The following is a 15,515-nucleotide window of genomic DNA, read 5'->3' as shown; positions in this document are numbered from 1 at the left end:
GGGGACATGAGGGCGGGCGGGGCCCGCGTGGTTCAGGCAGCCGGGGGCGCGGGATGCGCGGAAGTCCGGGGTGCCGTCGGTGGTGCTGACCGCACCTGGAACAGCAGATCCCGCAGCGCGGCGGAGACGACGGCCGGGCTCTGCCACGGCAGCAGGTGGCCGGCTCCGGGCACCTCGCGCAGTTCCGCGCCCGGCGCGGCCCGCGCGATGACCCGGTGGAACTCCGGCGGGCACAACGCGTCCCGCGTCCCGGACAGGACCACCACCGGACACCGCGCGGAGCGCAGCGCACCGGTCGCGTCCTGACGGGTCGCCTGGGCAGCCAGCTGGGCGCGGGCCGCTCCGGGGCCCACGGCATACGCCATGCGGCGGTAGCGCTCGGCGGACCCGTCCGGCGGCTGTGACACGGGGAACATGCCCGGCAGCGTCTGTTCGACGACGTCCGCGAACCGGCCGTCGGCGATCAGTCCGTCCATCTCGCGCCATGCGGCGTACTGCTCGGGTCGGGGCGCGCCCGCGTTCGTCGACATGACGCAGAGGCCGTGGAACCGTTCAGGGGCCCGGCGCAGCGCCTCGAAGGCGACGATGGCCCCGAGGCTGAGGCCGACCGCGACGAACGGGCCGGACACCGAGGAGAGCAGATCCTCTGCCATGGCCCCGATGTCCGGCTTCGTCAGCTCGGCATGGCGGACCGGATGGCCCTCGGGGAACACGACCTCGGACCAGAGGTTCGCGTCGCACAGCATCCCGGGGACCACCACCAGGGGCGGCGGGCTCGCAGGTCCGTCGCCGGGCACGGCGGTCACCAGCGGCGCGCGGAGCGGGGCAGCAGTGCGTACGGCGCGACGTAGCCGTTGTGGTCGATGCCGAGCCCCGCGTCGGCGGCACTCTTGGCGACCTCCTCGTCCCACTCCAGGCGGACCCGGCCGTCTCCGGAGTTGACGACCATCAGGTCGCCCTGTCCGTCGCCGACGTTGCGCACGGCGCGCCAGGCGCCCTGCGGTACGGAGAGCATGTCGCGCGGTCCCAGGCGCACCGACACAGGGTCGGTGCGGTTGAGGGTGACCTCCCACAGGCCGTCCTTGACGATCAGCGTCTGCGTCTCGTGCTGCCGGTGGAAGGACACCCCCTGCCCCGGGTCGGCCCGCAGCCACGCGACATTGTGTCCGTGCGGGTTGAAGATCCTGGGCTCCTGGTGCAGGTCCTCGGTCATGCCGTACCCGATGACGCAGCTCAGTCGTGCTCCGCCGCCCGGCAGCGTGCTGTCGAGGAAGGGCCGCTCCGACCACACCAGCTCGTCCGCAGCCGCGACGCGTCGTTTCATCTCCTCGGCGCTGTAGTGGCGCAGCCGGTCGATGTGCTCCTGGGCCATCGGCTCGGTCAGCTCGGTCCCGGCCGGCACCCCGTCACCGGCGACCGTGTCGATCAGTTCGTTGTCCGCGGTGAGGTACAGGCCGTGGCCCTCGGCCTCGCGCAGGACCGAGGGGCCCCAGATGATGCCGCCGGTGTGGTCCATGCCGAGCACGGTGAACATCCAGCCGTCGTCGGGGCCGGTGTTGGTGAAACCACGGAAGATCCAGGTGGGGATGGACGCGATGTCCCCGGCCTTGAGCAGGTGCTCTCCCTCGGAACCGTCGGCGCCCCAGCGCAGGAGGTACTCGCCCTCGGTGCAGACGAACACCTCGGCCGTGTAGTGGAGGTGGAGGTTGTTGGTGACGCCGTTCGGCATGGCTGCCGCACCGATGTTGTATCCGTGCGGCAGCCGGAGGTTGACGTGCTGGCCTGCGGCCTGCGAGACGCCGGGCCCGATCATGGCGTAGTTCTCCTTCCGGTCGGAGCCGGGCGTCCGGCAGTCGATGAAGGCCTGGTTGCAGGAGACGAAGTCACTGCGGCGTACCGTGCGGCGCCCCAGCTCGGCGGTGGACACGACGACATCGGGCATGACTGCTCCCTTGGTTCGAAACACGCTTGGAATACGTATGCATTTCCATGACAGGGCTTCCGCCGGGCGATGTCAAGGGGTCGCGCAAGGCTGACTTCGGCTGTGAAATGTGCGGAGGTTCCGGGTCGGGTTCCGCGGAGCGCCGGACGACCGTAGGGCTACATACGTATACTGATCACGACAGCGGACCGGGTGACGGGAAGAGGGCTGATGGCGATCACGAGTCACGACGTGGCCAGGCTGGCAGGCGTCTCGCAGCCCACGGTCTCCCGCGCCCTGCGGGACGATCCGCGAGTCTCCGTGGCCACCCGCGAGAAGGTCAGGCGTGCCGCGGAGGCGCTGGCCTACGTGCCCAGCGAGGCGGGGCGGACCCTGTCGACCCGGTCCACGCGGCGTATCGGCGTGATCGTGACCGACCTGACGAACCCCTTCTATCCGCACGTCATCGCGCCCCTGCACGACGAGCTCCAGCGTCTCGGCTACCGCATGATGCTGCTCACCGAACGCTCCGAGGAAGCCGTGGCCGAGGAGAAGCTCCTGGATCAGTCCCTGGACGGCGTGGTGCTGGCGACCGCCACGACGGACTCCCGTCTGCCGGCTCAGCTCGACCGTCGTGGCATGCCGTACGTCTTCCTCAACCGTGACAGCGGCGGCAGCGGCGACTACGCCTCCGTCGTCGACAACGAGGGTGGTGGACGCCTGGTCGCCGACGTCCTCGTCGAGCTCGGACACCGACGGATCGCGGGCATCTTCGGTGCGGTCAACACGACGACCGGGCGTGAGCGTGAGCTGGGCTTCCGGCTGGCCCTCGCCGACGCGGGTGTGGGGCTTCCCGCGGACCGGGTGGTGCGCGGCGCCTTCGAGTACGAGACGGGATACCGGGCGCTGCCCGCCCTGCTCGAAGCGGCCGAGGCGCCCACGGCGGTCTTCTGCGGCAACGACGTAGTCGCCATCGGCGTCCTGAACGCCGCTCTCGCTGCCGGGCTCCGGGTCCCCGAGGACCTGACGGTGATCGGCTTCGACGACCTCCCCATGGCCGCCTGGGAGGTGTTCCGGCTGACCACGGTCCGCCATGACCTGCGGGAACTGTCGCGGCAGGCCGCGCGCCTGCTGGTACGACGCATCGTGGGCGACGCCGACCCCGCCGGCGAACGCCTCGTCCAGCCGACCGAGTTCGTACCCCGCGCCACCCACGCCCGCCTCCCCTGACCTGTCACCGCAGGGGCGAGCCCGCGTGAGGGGGGTGCCCGGGGGAGCCGGACGCGGCCCGGCCGGTGCCGGGCCTGTCCCCGTACCGTCGCTGCCGGAGGACGCCGACGCCGACGAGGATCGCGGCCAGGGCGAGGGACAACCACAGTTCGAGGCGGTGTCCGGGCAGCACCGCCATGAGTACCAGCACCCCGGCGATGAAGGCGATCGTGGCGAGCGTGAGGTAGGGAAACGCCCACATGCGCACCTCGCCCGGCTCGGCTTCCTTGCGCCGGGTGGCGTACTGCGTGATCGCGATGACCATGTACATCATCAGGGCGATCGCGCCGCTGGAGGCGATGAGGTACGTGAAGACGCTCGGCAGCAGATAATTGGCGATCACCGCGGCGACGCCGATGACCGTCGAGGCGACCACCGCGTTACGGGGCACCCCCGACGCGGAGGTCGCGGCGAGAGCGGCCGGCGCGTCCTTGCGGCGGGCGAGCGAGAACGCCATGCGCGAGGCGGTGTAGATGGCCGAGTTGAGGCAGCTGCTCACGGCGACGACGAGGACCACGTCCATGATGCGTCCGGCGCCCGGGATGTTCATACGGTCGAGGACCGCCTGGTAGGAGCCGGCCGCCAGTCCCTCGGAGTTCCAGGGCACGAGACTGACCACGACGAAGATCGAGCCGACGTAGAAGAGCCCGAGGCGCCAGACGACGGCGCGGACGGCCTTCTTGATGTTCTTCCTGGGCTCCTCCGACTCGGCGGCGGCGATCGTGACGATCTCGCTGCCCTGGAAGCTGAACATCGCCGTGAGCAGACCGGCGAGCACGGCCACCCCGCCCTTGGGCGCGAAGCCTCCGTTGCTCCAGAGGTTCGACACCCCATGGGCGTCCGAACCCGGCAGCAGGCCGAAGATGGCGAGCCCGCCGAGAACGAGGAAGGCCACGATCGCGATGACCTTCAGCAGTGCGAACCAGTACTCGAACTCCCCGTAGTTACGGACGGCGAGGAGGTTGCTGCCCGCCAGCAGAGCGATCATGGCGAGGGCCGGGATCCAGCTGGGAACCGAGGTCAGCCCTGCGATGACCTCGCCCGCGGCGATCGCCTCGATGGGAATGACGAGGATGTAGAACCACCAGTACAGCCACCCGATGGAGAAGCCGGCCCAACGGCCCAGGGCGCGGTCCGCATAGGTGGAGAAGGAGCCCGTGTCGGGATGGGCGACGGCCATCTCACCGAGCATCTGCATGACGAGCACCACCAGGGTGGCGGCCAGGAGGAAGGAGATCAGGACGGCCGGGCCGGCGGCCGCCACGGCGGTGGAGGAGCCGACGAAGAGACCTGCCCCGATCACACCCCCGATGGAGATCATCGTGATCTGGCGTCCCTTGAGCCCTTGGGTGAGCGCGGGACCTGTTCCGTCCGACGGGGCGGGAGCGGGCGGGGAATGGTGCATGGGGAGAATCCTCGCGGGAGTGGGAGCGCAGGTGCTCCTGCTGCAGGACGGTACTCACCCGTCTCGGGCGGGCGACGCTACCGGCGGCCTGGGACACGGGCCGGGGCGTTCGGTGTCCCAGGCCGCCTTGCCGCCGCCTCCGGCCGAGGCCGAGGCCGATGCCGGCGCGGAGCCGGAGGCGGGGGAGGGCGGGATCAGAGCTGTTCGCGCAACGCCTCGGGGACGGCGTCGAAGGCACCGGACGTACGGCCGATCCGGTCGATGCGGATCGTGGCGGTCGCACCGTGGGCTGCCAGGCCCTCGAAGGCGGAGATGCGCTCGACGGCGGGCGCCAGCGAAGCTGTGCCCTCCTTGGCCGCCCTCTGGTACGTCAGGGGCTTGAGGAAGCGGGAGACCGACAGTCCCGCGTTGTAGCGGGCGGTCTTGCCGGTCGGCAGTACGTGGTTCGTGCCGGCGATGCCCTTGTCGGAGTAAGCGACGGTGGACCACGGGCCGATGAAGAGCGAACCGTAGTTGGTGAGGTTCTGCAGGTAGTAGTCGTCGTCCTCGGTCTGGATCTCCAGGTGCTCGGGGCCGAGGATGTCCGACACGGCGACGGCCTCCTCCCGGTCGCGCACGACGATCACGGAGCCGAAGTCCCGCCAGGCGGGCCCGGCGATGTCACGGGTGGCGAGCGTCTCGAGCTGACGGTCGATCTCGGCGGCGACGGCGCGCCCGGTCTTCTCGGAGGTGGTGATGAGGGCGGCCGGAGAGTTGGGGCCGTGCTCGGCCTGGCCGAGGAGATCCGCGGCGACCCATACCGGGTCGGCGGAGTCGTCGGCGATGACGGCCACCTCGGACGGGCCGGCCAGCAGGTCGATGCCCACCTGGCCGAAGAGCTGGCGCTTCGCCTCGGTGACGAAGGCATTGCCGGCACCGACCAGCATGTCGACCGGGGCCTCGCCCAGCAGGCCGAAGGCCATCGCGCCGAGGGCCTGTACGCCGCCGACGGCGAAGACCCGGTCGGCACGTGACAGGTAGGCGCCGTAGAGCACGGCCGGGTGGGCGCCGTGCTCGCCCGACGGGGGAGTGCACGCCACCACGGTGGGGACACCGGCCGTCTTGGCCACGCCTACGGTCATGAAGGCGCTGGCCAGCAGCGGGAAGCGGCCCGCCGGGAGGTAGGCGCCGACCCGGGACACCGGCACGTAGCGCTGGCCGCCCGCCACTCCGGGGGCGAGTTCGATCTCGAAGTCGGTCAGGTGCTCGCGCTGGGCGGAGGCGAAGCGGTGCGTGCGTTCGTAACCCATTTCCAGGGCGGTGCGGACGTCGGCGGGCAGGGCGTCCCCCGACTTCTTCAGCTCGGCGGCGCCGATCTCCAGGTCACCGGACCAGCCGTCGAGCTCCTGACCGTAGGCGCGGACAGCGTCCAGGCCCTTCGTCTCGATCTCCTTGAGCATCTGGGAGACGCGCTCGACCACCTTGGGGTCGCGCTGGGCGGGAGGGCCGTCGACCGCGGGCTTCTTCAGCCACGTGAAAGGGGCAAGGGTCTTCTGTTCGTCGTGCGTGATCTGCATACCCCGGACGGTAGACGCGGCGCTGCCACAGGGCTAGAGGGGCAGTTCCTGCATATCCCACAGGGTTTCCCTGTGGCGCGCGCTTCGTCGTCCGCACGGCGCGTCAGGTCATCAGTAGGCCGTGCCCCATCTCGCGGATGGTGTCCTCGGCGAGGCGGGCGAGTTCCCGGGTGGCGCGGGAGAGCGGATGGCCGTGGCGCCTGACGAGCGCGATGGTGTCGTACAGGGGCTCGGCGAAGGGGGCGGTATGCAGCCCCGCGGGGAAGGAGGGGCTGGAGATCACGGCCCGGCTGGCGATCGTGTCGCCGACTCCGGCCGCCGCCAGGTTCAATGCCGCCTCGACGCGTTCGAGCTCGATCATGGCGTCGACGCGGACCCCGGCGAGCTGGGCGCGTTCGGCGATCTGACGGCGCGTCGGGTCCTTCCACCCGTAGTGGGCGTCGTACAGCACCAGAGGCGCGCGGGAGAACGCCTCGATCGTGACCGGGGTGCGGGTGCGCTCGGCGCTCGCACTGACGTAGTGCACCTCGTCGCGCATGAGCGGAGTCACGGCGAGTCCCTCGTCGTCGATCGGCAGGACCACCAGGCCCGCCTCGATCTGCCCCGCCGCGACGGCGAGGGCGGTCTCGGCGGAGTTCTGTCCCACCAGTCGCACACGGACGGCCGGGTATCGGGCGTGGAACATCTGCACGAGGTTGGCGAGAAGGTAGTAGTCGGCGTTGCGCAGCACCCCGAACGTGGCGGTGCCGCCGCCCAGCGAACCGAGCGAGTGCACGGCCCGGGCCCCGCTGTCCGCCGCCTCGACCGCCTCCTGGGCGTAAGGAAGCAGCTCCTGCCCGGCCGACGTCAGGGTCAGGGTGCGGCTGCCCCGGAGGAACAGTTCCGCGTCGAGTTCGGTCTCCAGGCGCCGGACCAGTTCGGAGGCGGACGCCTGGGCGATGTCCATGGCCTGCGCGGCGGCGGTGAAGGACCCTAGCCGCCCGGCCTCGACGAAGGCCCTCAGCTGTACGAGGGTCATGCTGGCCGGTGAAGTGGTTCTGTGCATGCCTGCACCTTAGGAGCATGCCTGCACCTCAGGGCCGCCCTGCCCCTCGGGACCGTCCTGTACCTCAGGGCCGCCCTGCGCCTTCAGGACCGTCCTGTACCGCAGGGCAGCCCTGCGCCGGAACGGTAGGACGCCGCTCACGGGGCCAGCTGTCTCCGTACGCCGTCCGTGGACTCCCGTGCTTCCAGCCAGTGCGGAGCCGTGTGCACCTCGAACGGCAGCGGCACCTCCGAACGGATGCGTGTCGCCAGGCACTTCACGGCCAATGTCGCGATGGCAGCCTTGTCGGGCACCACGGAGGTGAGGGACGGTGTGCTGTAGAGCGCCTCGTCCGAGCCGTCGATACTCGCCACCGCGACGTCCCCGGGGACGCTCATCCCCGCTTCGTACAAGGCCCGTTGAGCTCCGACGGCCAGCGGATCGCTGAAGCAGAACATCGCGTCGGGCCGCACACCGGTCGGCAGGGAGGCGAGTGCGCGCGTGGCCAGCAGTCCGTTGCGCCGGTCGAACTCCCTGACCGGGGGTGCCAGCCGGGGATCGAACGTCAACCCGGATTCATGCAGAGCCTGTTGGAATCCTTCGAGGCGCTGGCGGCTGGTCGCGGACCCCTGAGGGTCCACCCCCACGGCGGCGATCCGGGTCCGTCCCAGACCGGCGAGATGCGCGGTCGCCTCACGAGCCGCCGCGACGTTGTCGATCAGAACGTGGTCCGCCACGATCCGGTCGCCCTCGTAGCTGCGCTCGCCCAGCAGTACGAGGGGGAACTCGCTGGCTACCGGGGCCAGTTCAGCCAGCGACACATGCAGCGGTGACAGGATCATCCCGTCCAGGAGCGAGGCGCCGACGCCCGTCGCCAGGCGCAGCTCCTCCGTCGCGTCCCCCAGGGTCTCCTCGATCAGGACCGTGAGCTCCGACGCCGCGGCCTCCGCCCTGACATGATGGGCCAGCTCCGCGAAGTAGGGGGTCGCGAGGTCCGGGACGGCGAGCCCGATCAGGCCGCTGCGTCCCGTACGGAGGCGGCGCGCCGTCGGGTTCGGACGGTAGCCGAGCTCGCCCACGGCGCGCATCACCCGTTCCCGGGTGGCTTCGGACACTCGAGGGGCGCCACGTACAACGTTGGACACGGTCTTGATCGACACCCCCGCGCGCTCCGCCACGTCCTTGAGCGTCACCGCTGCCACCGACCGGCCTCCCCTGCCCTCGCTCAGCGGATTATGCACGGGCTGTAGCGCGGTGTCATGACTCGGAGTGGATCTCGAGCCCGTTGTGTCCGATGGGTTGACCTCGGAGACTCACGGCGGTTACAACGTTGGAACACGTCGACGACGGCCACGATAGCAAACGCTTTCTATCGGGACCCCGTATGGCTGCGGCGCGCGGTCGGCCGCCCTCACCAGGGCCGCTGCCCGGGCCGGCTCGTCGCTACGGCCCGAGGCCCGTAGTGCTCCCCCCGCCCGCTTCACGAGAGGGTCTGCATGTCTCCGCACCGTTCGAGCGCCCCGCTGCGCACCGCCGTGGTCGGCACAGGAGGGATCGCGCGCTCCAGCCATCTGCCCGCCCTTCAGGCCCTGGCCGCAGAGGGTCTGGTGGAGGTCGTCGCCGCGGTCGACGTCGACGGGACCGCCGTCCGACTGCTCGCGGACGAGGCCGGGATCCCGTACGCCGGCACGGACCTCGACACCATGCTCGCCGAGGTGCGCCCGGCTCTCTTGGTGCTGTGCACGCCTCCGGCCGTACACCGGGAGCAGTCCGTCGCGGCGCTGAAGGCCGGCGCCTGGGTGTGGTGCGAGAAGCCGCCGTGCCCGTCCCTCGCCGACTTCGACGCGATCGAGGCCGCGGAGAAGGGCGGTGACGCGGACCCGTACGCGGCCATCGTCTTCCAGCACCGCTTCGGCTCCGGTGCGCGTCACGTCCGACGGCTGCTGCGCGGCGGTGCGTTCGGCCGGCCGCTCGTGGCGCACTGCCAGACCACCTGGTACCGGGACACGGCGTACTACGCGGTTCCGTGGCGCGGCCGTTGGGCCACCGAGGGCGGCGGCCCCGCCATGGGGCACGGCATCCACCAGACCGACCTGCTGCTCGATCTGATGGGCCCCTGGGCCGAGGTGCGCGGCATGGCGGCGCGGCTCGTGCACGACGTGGAGACCGAGGACGTGTCCACCGCGCAGATCCGCTTCGAGGACGGAGCCGTCGCCACCGTCGTCAACAGCGTGCTCAGCCCCGACGAGGTCAGCCGGATCCGCATCGACTGCGAGAGGGCCACGATCGAGCTCACCCACCTGTACGGCTACCGCAACGCGGACTGGCGCATCACCCCGGCGCCCGGAGTGCCCGAGGAGACCTCGGCGGCCTGGCAGGACTTCGGCGCCGACGAGCCCAGCTCGCATCTCGCACAGCTGCGTGCCCTGGTCGCCGACATCAGGGACGGGCGGCGCCACCCCACCAGTGGTGCCGGCGGCCGGCAGACGCTCGAATTCATCACCGCCCTGTACAAGTCCGCGTTCACCGACACACCCGTGCGCGCGGGTGACATCGGCCCCGGCGACCCCTACTACACCGAGCTGCACGGCGGCGCCCCCGGCTGGGCACCGGCCACCACCCGTATGGAAGAGGACCACGTATGACGCTCTCGCTGACCCACGCCCACGGTGACCGGATCACCGTCGCGCACGAGGCGACCGGCACCGAGCTGCTCGCCTACGTGTACCGTCCCGAGGCTCCATGGGAGGCTCCCAAGCCCTATCTGCACCCGGTCAGGACCCTCTCCGGCGGACTCGTCACGGACTACCGGCCCAACGACCACCGGTGGCACAAGGGGCTGCAGCTGACGGCCTCCCACCTGTCGGGCCAGAACCTGTGGGGCGGCAACACCTATGTGCACGGCGAGGGGTACCTCGCACTGCCGGAGCGGATCGGCTCGATGGCTCACGTGGCCTTCGGCGAGGTCTCCGCGACAGGCGACCGGGCCGTCATCGCCGAGCGGCTGAACTGGCACCCGCACGACGGCGAGCTGTGGGCCGAGGAGGAGCGCCGCATCGAGGTGTGCGACGTCGACGCGGAGGCCGGCAGCTGGACGCTCAGCTGGAGCTCGTCGGTCACCAACCGGCGGGAGGAGCCGCTGCGTTTCGGCAGCCCCACCACGCACGGCCGGCCCGCCGCCGGATACACCGGACTCTTCTGGCGCGGCCCCCGCGCCTTCCGCGACGGCAAGGTCTTCACCGCCGACTCGGACGGCGAGGACCTGATGGGCAGTCAAGCGCCGTGGCTGGCCTACGTCGGTGAGCACGACGGCCGTGACGGCCACGCCACGGTCGTCTTCGAGCACGCGCCCGCCAACGACCACGCGGGCGACAAGAAGACCCACCCGGCTCACTGGTTCGTGCGCAGCGACCCGTTCGCAGCGGTCGCGCCGTCCTGGGCGTTCCACGAGGAGCTGGTCCTCGCCCCCGGCGACACGCTCGACCGGAGCTACCGCGTTCTGGTGGCCGACGGCGCCTGGGACCGCGAACAGGTCGCCGCGCACCTGGAGGCGCAGGCGTGGTGAGCGCGACGTACGACGGGTTTCCGGCCGCGGTCGGCGTGTCACGGCTGAGCGTCTACGACTGGCCCACCGTCGAGGGCCTGCCCGGCGGCGGCACCCCCCATCTGCACCTCACCTGCAGCGAGGGTTACGTGGTAACCGCCGGCCGGGGCGCCGTGCAGACGCTCACCACCTCCGGCTATCAGGAGACGCCCCTGGAGGCGGGTTCCGTCGCCTGGTTCACGCCCGGTACGATCCACCGCCTGGTCAACGAGGGCGGTCTGGAGATCGTCGTGGTGATGCAGAACAGCGGTCTGCCGGAAGCGGGGGACGCCGTCCTCACGCTGCCGCAGGACCGCCTGACCGACCCCGGCACCTACGCCGACGCGGTCCGTATCCCGGCCGACGTCTCCGAGGCCGAGCAGGCGGACGCCGCCCGTGCCCGCCGGGACCTGGCGACGCGCCGCTTCCTGGAGCTGCGCGAGGCCTCCGACGGCGGCGACCCGGAACCGCTCGCGGCCTTCCAGCGGGCGGCCGCCGAGCTGGTGCGGCCCCGCCTCGACGGCTGGGAACAGCGCTGGCGGGACGGGGCGCACGCGGCCGCGTCCGCGACCGAGGTCCAGTTCGACGCCCTGCGCGGCGGGGACGGGCGGCATCTGGCCGATGCCCGGGTCACGTCGACCGGCCCCACCGCACGCGGACGCTTCGGCATGTGCGGCCGCCTGGACGTCTACCCGGGCATCTGACGGAACCCCGTCGCCCGGACCGGGGCCCGGCAGCACTCCCGGGCCCCTCCTCCACCCGTGTCCCACCCCTGGAAGGCCCCATGCCCGAGCCCCGAAACGGCCGGCACCCGAGCCGCCGGGCCGTCCTGGCCGCGGCCGGCGCCGGTCTCGGCACCGCGTTGATGGCCTCGCTCACCGCGTGTTCCACCGCGAGCGGCGGCAGCTCCGAAGGAATCGCCCTCACGTTCTCCTGGTGGGGAAACGACGACCGCGCCTCCCGCACCGTGCAGGCCGTGCGGCTCTTCGAGAAGGAACACCCCGGCGTCACCGTCCGGACCTCCAACGGCGACTTCGGCTCGTACATGCAGAAGCTGGCCACGCAGGCGGCCGGGGGCGGCATCCCCGACGTCGCCCAGCTCGACTACCGCCAGATCTCCCAGTACGCGGGCGGCGGCGCACTCCTGCCGCTGGGCGACGCCATCCGGGACAGGACGATCCGCACCTCCGAGATGGACCCGGAGTTCGTGCGTACGGGCACCTACGAGGGCAAGCAGTACGCCCTGCCCGCGGGCCGCGGCATCACCGGCTACGCCTACGACTCCGCGATCTACAGGAAGGCCGGCGTCCGCACCCCCCGGGCGGACCGGACCTGGGAGGAGTGGGCGGAGGCGAACAGGCGCATCGCCGCCCTCGGACTGAAGTCCCCCGACGGCCGGCCCTTCGCGGGCACCAACGACGGCGGAGTCAACGAGGACGTGTTCGAGACGTGGCTGCGCAGCCGCGGCGGGAAGCTGTACTCCGGCCAGACCGAGCTCGGCTTCACCGAGGACGACCTCACCGAGTTCTGGGAGCTCTGCGACAGACTGCGCAGGGAGGGCGCCGCCGCCGCGGCCAAGGACACGGTGCAGGCCACCACCACCGAGACCAGCCCCATCGGCCGTGGTCTCGCGGCCTCCGACTACACCTGGGACGCGACGTTCCCCGGGTACACCGACCTCCTCGGCGAGGACATCCGCTTCGGGCCGACCCCCTCGACCGACGGCCGGCAGGGCTCGTACTTCAAGCCCTCCATGCTCCTCGGCGTCGGATCCGGCACCGAACACCCCAGGGAGGCGGCGCAGTTGGTCGACTTCCTGCTCAACGACCAGCGGGCCGGGGACATCCTCGGCTTCACCCGGTCCACTCCGCCCAACCGTGTGGTCGCGGGCCGTGTCGCCAAGACCCTGAAGGGCTCCGAGCTGGAGATCTACCGGTACTCGCAGGAGATGGAGAAGTACGGCCTGGATGCCCCGCCGGCCGCACCGCCCCGGGGCGACGTCGCGATCCAGAACGCCTTCAAGCGCCAGTACCAGCGCGTGGCATACGGCCTCGCCACACCCCGGGAATCCGCGCGTGAACTCATCGACGAGGCGAACAGGGAGCTGAGGTCATGAGCGCCGTCTCGACCGACACGCCCGCGTCCACCGACCGGACGACGCCCCCGAAGCCGCCGGAGAAGCGGCGCCGCCAGGTACGCGAGAAGCAGTGGCCCGCCTATGTGTTCCTCTCACCGTGGATGATCGGCGCGGGCATCCTGACCCTCGTGCCGATGGCCGTGTCCCTGTACCTGTCCTTCACCGACTACAACCTCTTCGACGCGCCGCGATGGGTCGGCCTGCGCAACTACACCGAGATGCTCACCGACGACCCGCGGTACTGGCGTTCGGTGGGAACCACGCTGCTGTACGTCGTGGTCGCCGTCCCACTGAAACTGGCCTTGGCCCTCGGTGTGGCGATGCTGCTGAAGAACCTCGGCCGGGGCCGTGCCTTCTACCGCTCCGCGTTCTACGCGCCCTCCCTGCTCGGGGCGAGCATGTCCATCGCACTGGTGTGGAAGGCCCTGTTCAACGACGGCGGCTCGGTCGACGGTGTGCTGGGCGCGATCGGCATCGACCTCGGCGGCTGGGTCGGCAACCCCGACCTGGCGGTCTTCGCCATCGTCCTGCTCACCGTGTGGCAGTTCGGCGCACCCATGGTGATCTTCCTGGCCGGTCTGCAGCAGATCTCACCCGACCTCTACGAGGCGGCGGCGCTCGACGGCGCCGGCCGGTGGCGGCAGTTCCTCTCCATCACCGTGCCGATGCTCTCCCCGGTCGTCTTCTTCAACCTGGTCCTCGAGACCATCCAGTCCTTCCAGGTCTTCACACCCGCCTTCGCGATCAGCGGCGGCGACGGCGGACCCGCGGACTCGACCATGTTCTACACGCTGTACCTGTACGAGCGCGGATTCACCGCCTCCCACATGGGCTACGCGTCGGCCATGGCCTGGCTGCTGCTCATCGCCATCGGCCTGGTCACCCTGATCCTGTTCCGGACCTCCCGGTCCTGGGTCTTCTACGCGGACGAGGAGGGACGATGAACTTCGCCACGAAGCGGTGGCTGCCGCACACGGCCGCGGCAGTGAGCCTTCTCGTCCTGCTGTATCCCCTGGCCTGGCTGCTCGCCACGTCACTCAAGCCGGTCGACGAGGTGGTCACCAGCCTCGACCTGTGGCCGAGCCACCTGGAGTGGTCCAACTACACGACCGCCCTCGAAGGTGTGTCGGGCGTATCCGTCACCAGACTGCTCGGCAACACCCTGGTGATCGCGGGCGGCGCCGTCCTCGGCAACGTCCTGTCCTGCTCGCTGGCCGCCTACGCCTTCGCCCGGATGCGCTTCCGTATGCGCAAGGGGATGTTCGCCTTCATGGTGGCGACGCTGATGCTGCCGCACCACGTCGTGCTGATCCCGCAGTACATCGTCTTCAACCAGCTCGGGCTGGTGGACACCTACTGGCCGCTGATCCTGCCCAAGTTCCTTGCCACCGAGGCGTTCTTCGTCTTCCTCATCGTGCAGTTCATGCGCGGGCTTCCCCGTGAGCTGGAGGAGTCCGCCCGCATCGACGGGTGCGGTCCCTTCCGCACCTTCTGGTCGATCACTCTGCCGCTGAGCCGGCCCGCGCTGATCACCACGGCCATCTTCACGTTCATCTGGACGTGGAACGACTTCTTCACCCAGATGATCTACCTGTTCGCGCCGGAGAAATTCACCATCACCCTGGCCCTGCGCAGCTTCGTCGACCAGTCCAGCACCTCCGCGTACGGGCCGATGTTCGCCATGTCGGTGATCTCCGTACTCCCGATCGTGCTGTTCTTCTTCGTGTTCCAGCGCTACCTGGTGCAGGGCATGGCCACCTCCGGGCTGAAGGGCTGAACCACCGTGTCCCACGCACCCACCGTGCCGCACCGCGACCGCCGGGAGCCCGGCGAGGTCTTCGGATCCGGCTTCAGCCTCTTCGCCGACATGCTGCTCGTCGGACTGCTCACGAGCCTCGCCTGCCTGCCGGTCGTCACCGCCCCGGCCGCGTTCGCCGCGGCGTCGGAGAGCCTCCGCCGGACCGCGCACGACGGCCTGCCGGTCGGTTTCGTGGCGTACGCCGCACGGCTCCGGGCACACCTGTCCCTCCGCACGCTGGCCGCCGGACTGCTGGTACCCGTACTCGTCCTGCTCCTGCTCGTCGACGGCGCCCTGGTCCGCAGCGAGCTGCCCGGGGCAGCCGTCGTGGCGCCCGCCCTGGCCCTGCTCGCCCTCGCGGCGACCGTCGCGGGGCTGCGCGCCACCGCGCTCGAGGCCCCGCACCGGCTGTCCGTACGCGAGGGACTCGTCCGCTCCGCAGCCGACCCCGGCGGCGCCCTCCTGCTGGCCGCCGCCGTGCTGCTCGCCGCGCTCCTCGCGTGGTCGATGCCCCTGCTGATCCCGCTGCTGCCCGGGCCGCTGGCGTTCGCCTCCACCGTGGTGGACGTCCGCTCCGCCGCCGCTCCGCAAGAAGGCTGAAGCGCCAGGGGGCCGGCGGCGGTGGCCCCGGCCGTCCGGATGAGGTGCCGTCCGCTGATGGTCCTCCGGCGCGCGGCGCGCACCCGGGTAAGGGCCGCCCAAGCCCTTCCCCGGATCCCGCGCCCTCGTAAATCCCCGGACGGCATCGCCCGAATTCCGGGTGCCGTCGGGGGTCGCTCTGTGAGTCGGCCCATAGGTCCCAGGTCACATACGAGGCGCGGT

The 15,515-nt window shown here is 70.9% G+C and carries 14 protein-coding genes; 8 read left to right on the top strand and 6 right to left on the bottom strand.

From position 1 onward, the window contains the following. Window positions 1–32 precede the first annotated feature (32 nt). A complete protein-coding gene (locus ACIQM3_RS10450; RefSeq protein WP_401621635.1) occupies window positions 33–797 on the bottom strand; it encodes an alpha/beta fold hydrolase in 765 nt (254 codons plus the stop codon). A gap of 5 nt (window positions 798–802) precedes the next feature. Further along, the gene (locus tag ACIQM3_RS10445) at window positions 803–1,942 is read right to left on the bottom strand and encodes a cupin domain-containing protein (protein ID WP_401621632.1); all 1,140 of its coding nucleotides are present in this window, start codon (window positions 1,940–1,942) and stop codon (window positions 803–805) included. 210 nt (window positions 1,943–2,152) lie between these two features. Here ACIQM3_RS10445 and ACIQM3_RS10440 point away from each other — a divergent pair, with 210 nt between their 5' ends. Continuing rightward, complete coding sequence (locus tag ACIQM3_RS10440; RefSeq protein WP_401621629.1) at window positions 2,153–3,151, top strand: LacI family DNA-binding transcriptional regulator; 999 nt, start codon at window positions 2,153–2,155, stop codon at window positions 3,149–3,151. 4 nt (window positions 3,152–3,155) lie between these two features. Here ACIQM3_RS10440 and ACIQM3_RS10435 read toward each other — a convergent pair whose 3' ends face one another. The 4 genes from ACIQM3_RS10435 to ACIQM3_RS10420 all read right to left on the bottom strand — a co-directional run bounded on the left by ACIQM3_RS10435 (window position 3,156) and on the right by ACIQM3_RS10420 (window position 8,377). Then, entirely contained in the window at window positions 3,156–4,595 is a 1,440-nt protein-coding gene (locus tag ACIQM3_RS10435) for an amino acid permease (protein ID WP_401621627.1), read from the bottom strand. A 194-nt stretch (window positions 4,596–4,789) separates the two neighbouring features. Next, on the bottom strand, window positions 4,790–6,151 hold the full coding sequence (gene hisD / locus ACIQM3_RS10430; protein WP_401621624.1) for a histidinol dehydrogenase: 1,362 nt from the start codon (window positions 6,149–6,151) through the stop codon (window positions 4,790–4,792). Between the two features lie 103 nt (window positions 6,152–6,254). Then, window positions 6,255–7,196 (bottom strand): LysR family transcriptional regulator, encoded by a 942-nt coding sequence (locus ACIQM3_RS10425; RefSeq protein ID WP_401621621.1) that lies wholly within the window; start codon window positions 7,194–7,196, stop codon window positions 6,255–6,257. Between the two features lie 137 nt (window positions 7,197–7,333). Continuing rightward, window positions 7,334–8,377 carry a LacI family DNA-binding transcriptional regulator gene (locus tag ACIQM3_RS10420; protein WP_401621618.1) on the bottom strand — a complete coding sequence of 348 codons (1,044 nt, stop codon included), beginning with the start codon at window positions 8,375–8,377 and terminating at the stop codon, window positions 7,334–7,336. 294 nt (window positions 8,378–8,671) lie between these two features. On the opposite strand from ACIQM3_RS10420, the gene ACIQM3_RS10415 reads away from it, so the two are divergent. The 7 genes from ACIQM3_RS10415 to ACIQM3_RS10385 all read left to right on the top strand — a co-directional run bounded on the left by ACIQM3_RS10415 (window position 8,672) and on the right by ACIQM3_RS10385 (window position 15,293). Continuing rightward, window positions 8,672–9,820, top strand: coding sequence for a Gfo/Idh/MocA family protein (locus ACIQM3_RS10415; protein ID WP_401621615.1), 1,149 nt, complete (start codon window positions 8,672–8,674; stop codon window positions 9,818–9,820). Beyond that, window positions 9,817–10,740 (top strand): PmoA family protein, encoded by a 924-nt coding sequence (locus ACIQM3_RS10410; protein WP_401621612.1) that lies wholly within the window; start codon window positions 9,817–9,819, stop codon window positions 10,738–10,740. Before ACIQM3_RS10415 ends, ACIQM3_RS10410 begins: the two co-directional genes overlap by 4 nt. After that, window positions 10,734–11,462 carry a cupin domain-containing protein gene (locus ACIQM3_RS10405; RefSeq protein WP_401621609.1) on the top strand — a complete coding sequence of 243 codons (729 nt, stop codon included), beginning with the start codon at window positions 10,734–10,736 and terminating at the stop codon, window positions 11,460–11,462. Before ACIQM3_RS10410 ends, ACIQM3_RS10405 begins: the two co-directional genes overlap by 7 nt. An 80-nt stretch (window positions 11,463–11,542) precedes the next feature. Continuing rightward, window positions 11,543–12,874: an ABC transporter substrate-binding protein gene (locus ACIQM3_RS10400; protein WP_401621606.1), complete on the top strand. Its 1,332-nt coding sequence runs from the start codon at window positions 11,543–11,545 to the stop codon at window positions 12,872–12,874. After that, the gene (locus ACIQM3_RS10395; RefSeq protein ID WP_401621603.1) at window positions 12,871–13,839 is read left to right on the top strand and encodes a carbohydrate ABC transporter permease; all 969 of its coding nucleotides are present in this window, start codon (window positions 12,871–12,873) and stop codon (window positions 13,837–13,839) included. Before ACIQM3_RS10400 ends, ACIQM3_RS10395 begins: the two co-directional genes overlap by 4 nt. After that, window positions 13,836–14,672, top strand: a complete 837-nt coding sequence (locus ACIQM3_RS10390) for a carbohydrate ABC transporter permease (RefSeq protein ID WP_401621600.1) — start codon at window positions 13,836–13,838, stop codon at window positions 14,670–14,672. Before ACIQM3_RS10395 ends, ACIQM3_RS10390 begins: the two co-directional genes overlap by 4 nt. A 6-nt stretch (window positions 14,673–14,678) precedes the next feature. After that, window positions 14,679–15,293: a hypothetical protein gene (locus ACIQM3_RS10385; protein ID WP_401621597.1), complete on the top strand. Its 615-nt coding sequence runs from the start codon at window positions 14,679–14,681 to the stop codon at window positions 15,291–15,293. Window positions 15,294–15,515 lie beyond the last annotated feature (222 nt).

Source organism: Streptomyces sp. NPDC091271 (assembly GCF_044757505.1).
Taxonomy (GTDB): Bacteria; Actinomycetota; Actinomycetes; order Streptomycetales; family Streptomycetaceae; genus Streptomyces.
This window is presented reverse-complemented; position numbering and strand designations above follow the sequence as displayed.

What these genes read in the sequence shown, in the direction of transcription:
- ACIQM3_RS10395 (WP_401621603.1), top strand. Translation starts at nt 12,871, where the DNA reads ATGAGCGCCGTCTCGACCGACACGCCCGCGTCCACCGACCGGACGACG.
- ACIQM3_RS10415 (WP_401621615.1), top strand. Translation starts at nt 8,672, where the DNA reads ATGTCTCCGCACCGTTCGAGCGCCCCGCTGCGCACCGCCGTGGTCGGC.
- ACIQM3_RS10410 (WP_401621612.1), top strand. Translation starts at nt 9,817, where the DNA reads ATGACGCTCTCGCTGACCCACGCCCACGGTGACCGGATCACCGTCGCG.
- ACIQM3_RS10445 (WP_401621632.1), bottom strand. Translation starts at nt 1,942, where the DNA reads ATGCCCGATGTCGTCGTGTCCACCGCCGAGCTGGGGCGCCGCACGGTA.
- ACIQM3_RS10390 (WP_401621600.1), top strand. Translation starts at nt 13,836, where the DNA reads ATGAACTTCGCCACGAAGCGGTGGCTGCCGCACACGGCCGCGGCAGTG.
- ACIQM3_RS10400 (WP_401621606.1), top strand. Translation starts at nt 11,543, where the DNA reads ATGCCCGAGCCCCGAAACGGCCGGCACCCGAGCCGCCGGGCCGTCCTG.
- ACIQM3_RS10425 (WP_401621621.1), bottom strand. Translation starts at nt 7,196, where the DNA reads ATGCACAGAACCACTTCACCGGCCAGCATGACCCTCGTACAGCTGAGG.
- hisD (WP_401621624.1), bottom strand. Translation starts at nt 6,151, where the DNA reads ATGCAGATCACGCACGACGAACAGAAGACCCTTGCCCCTTTCACGTGG.
- ACIQM3_RS10435 (WP_401621627.1), bottom strand. Translation starts at nt 4,595, where the DNA reads ATGCACCATTCCCCGCCCGCTCCCGCCCCGTCGGACGGAACAGGTCCC.
- ACIQM3_RS10440 (WP_401621629.1), top strand. Translation starts at nt 2,153, where the DNA reads ATGGCGATCACGAGTCACGACGTGGCCAGGCTGGCAGGCGTCTCGCAG.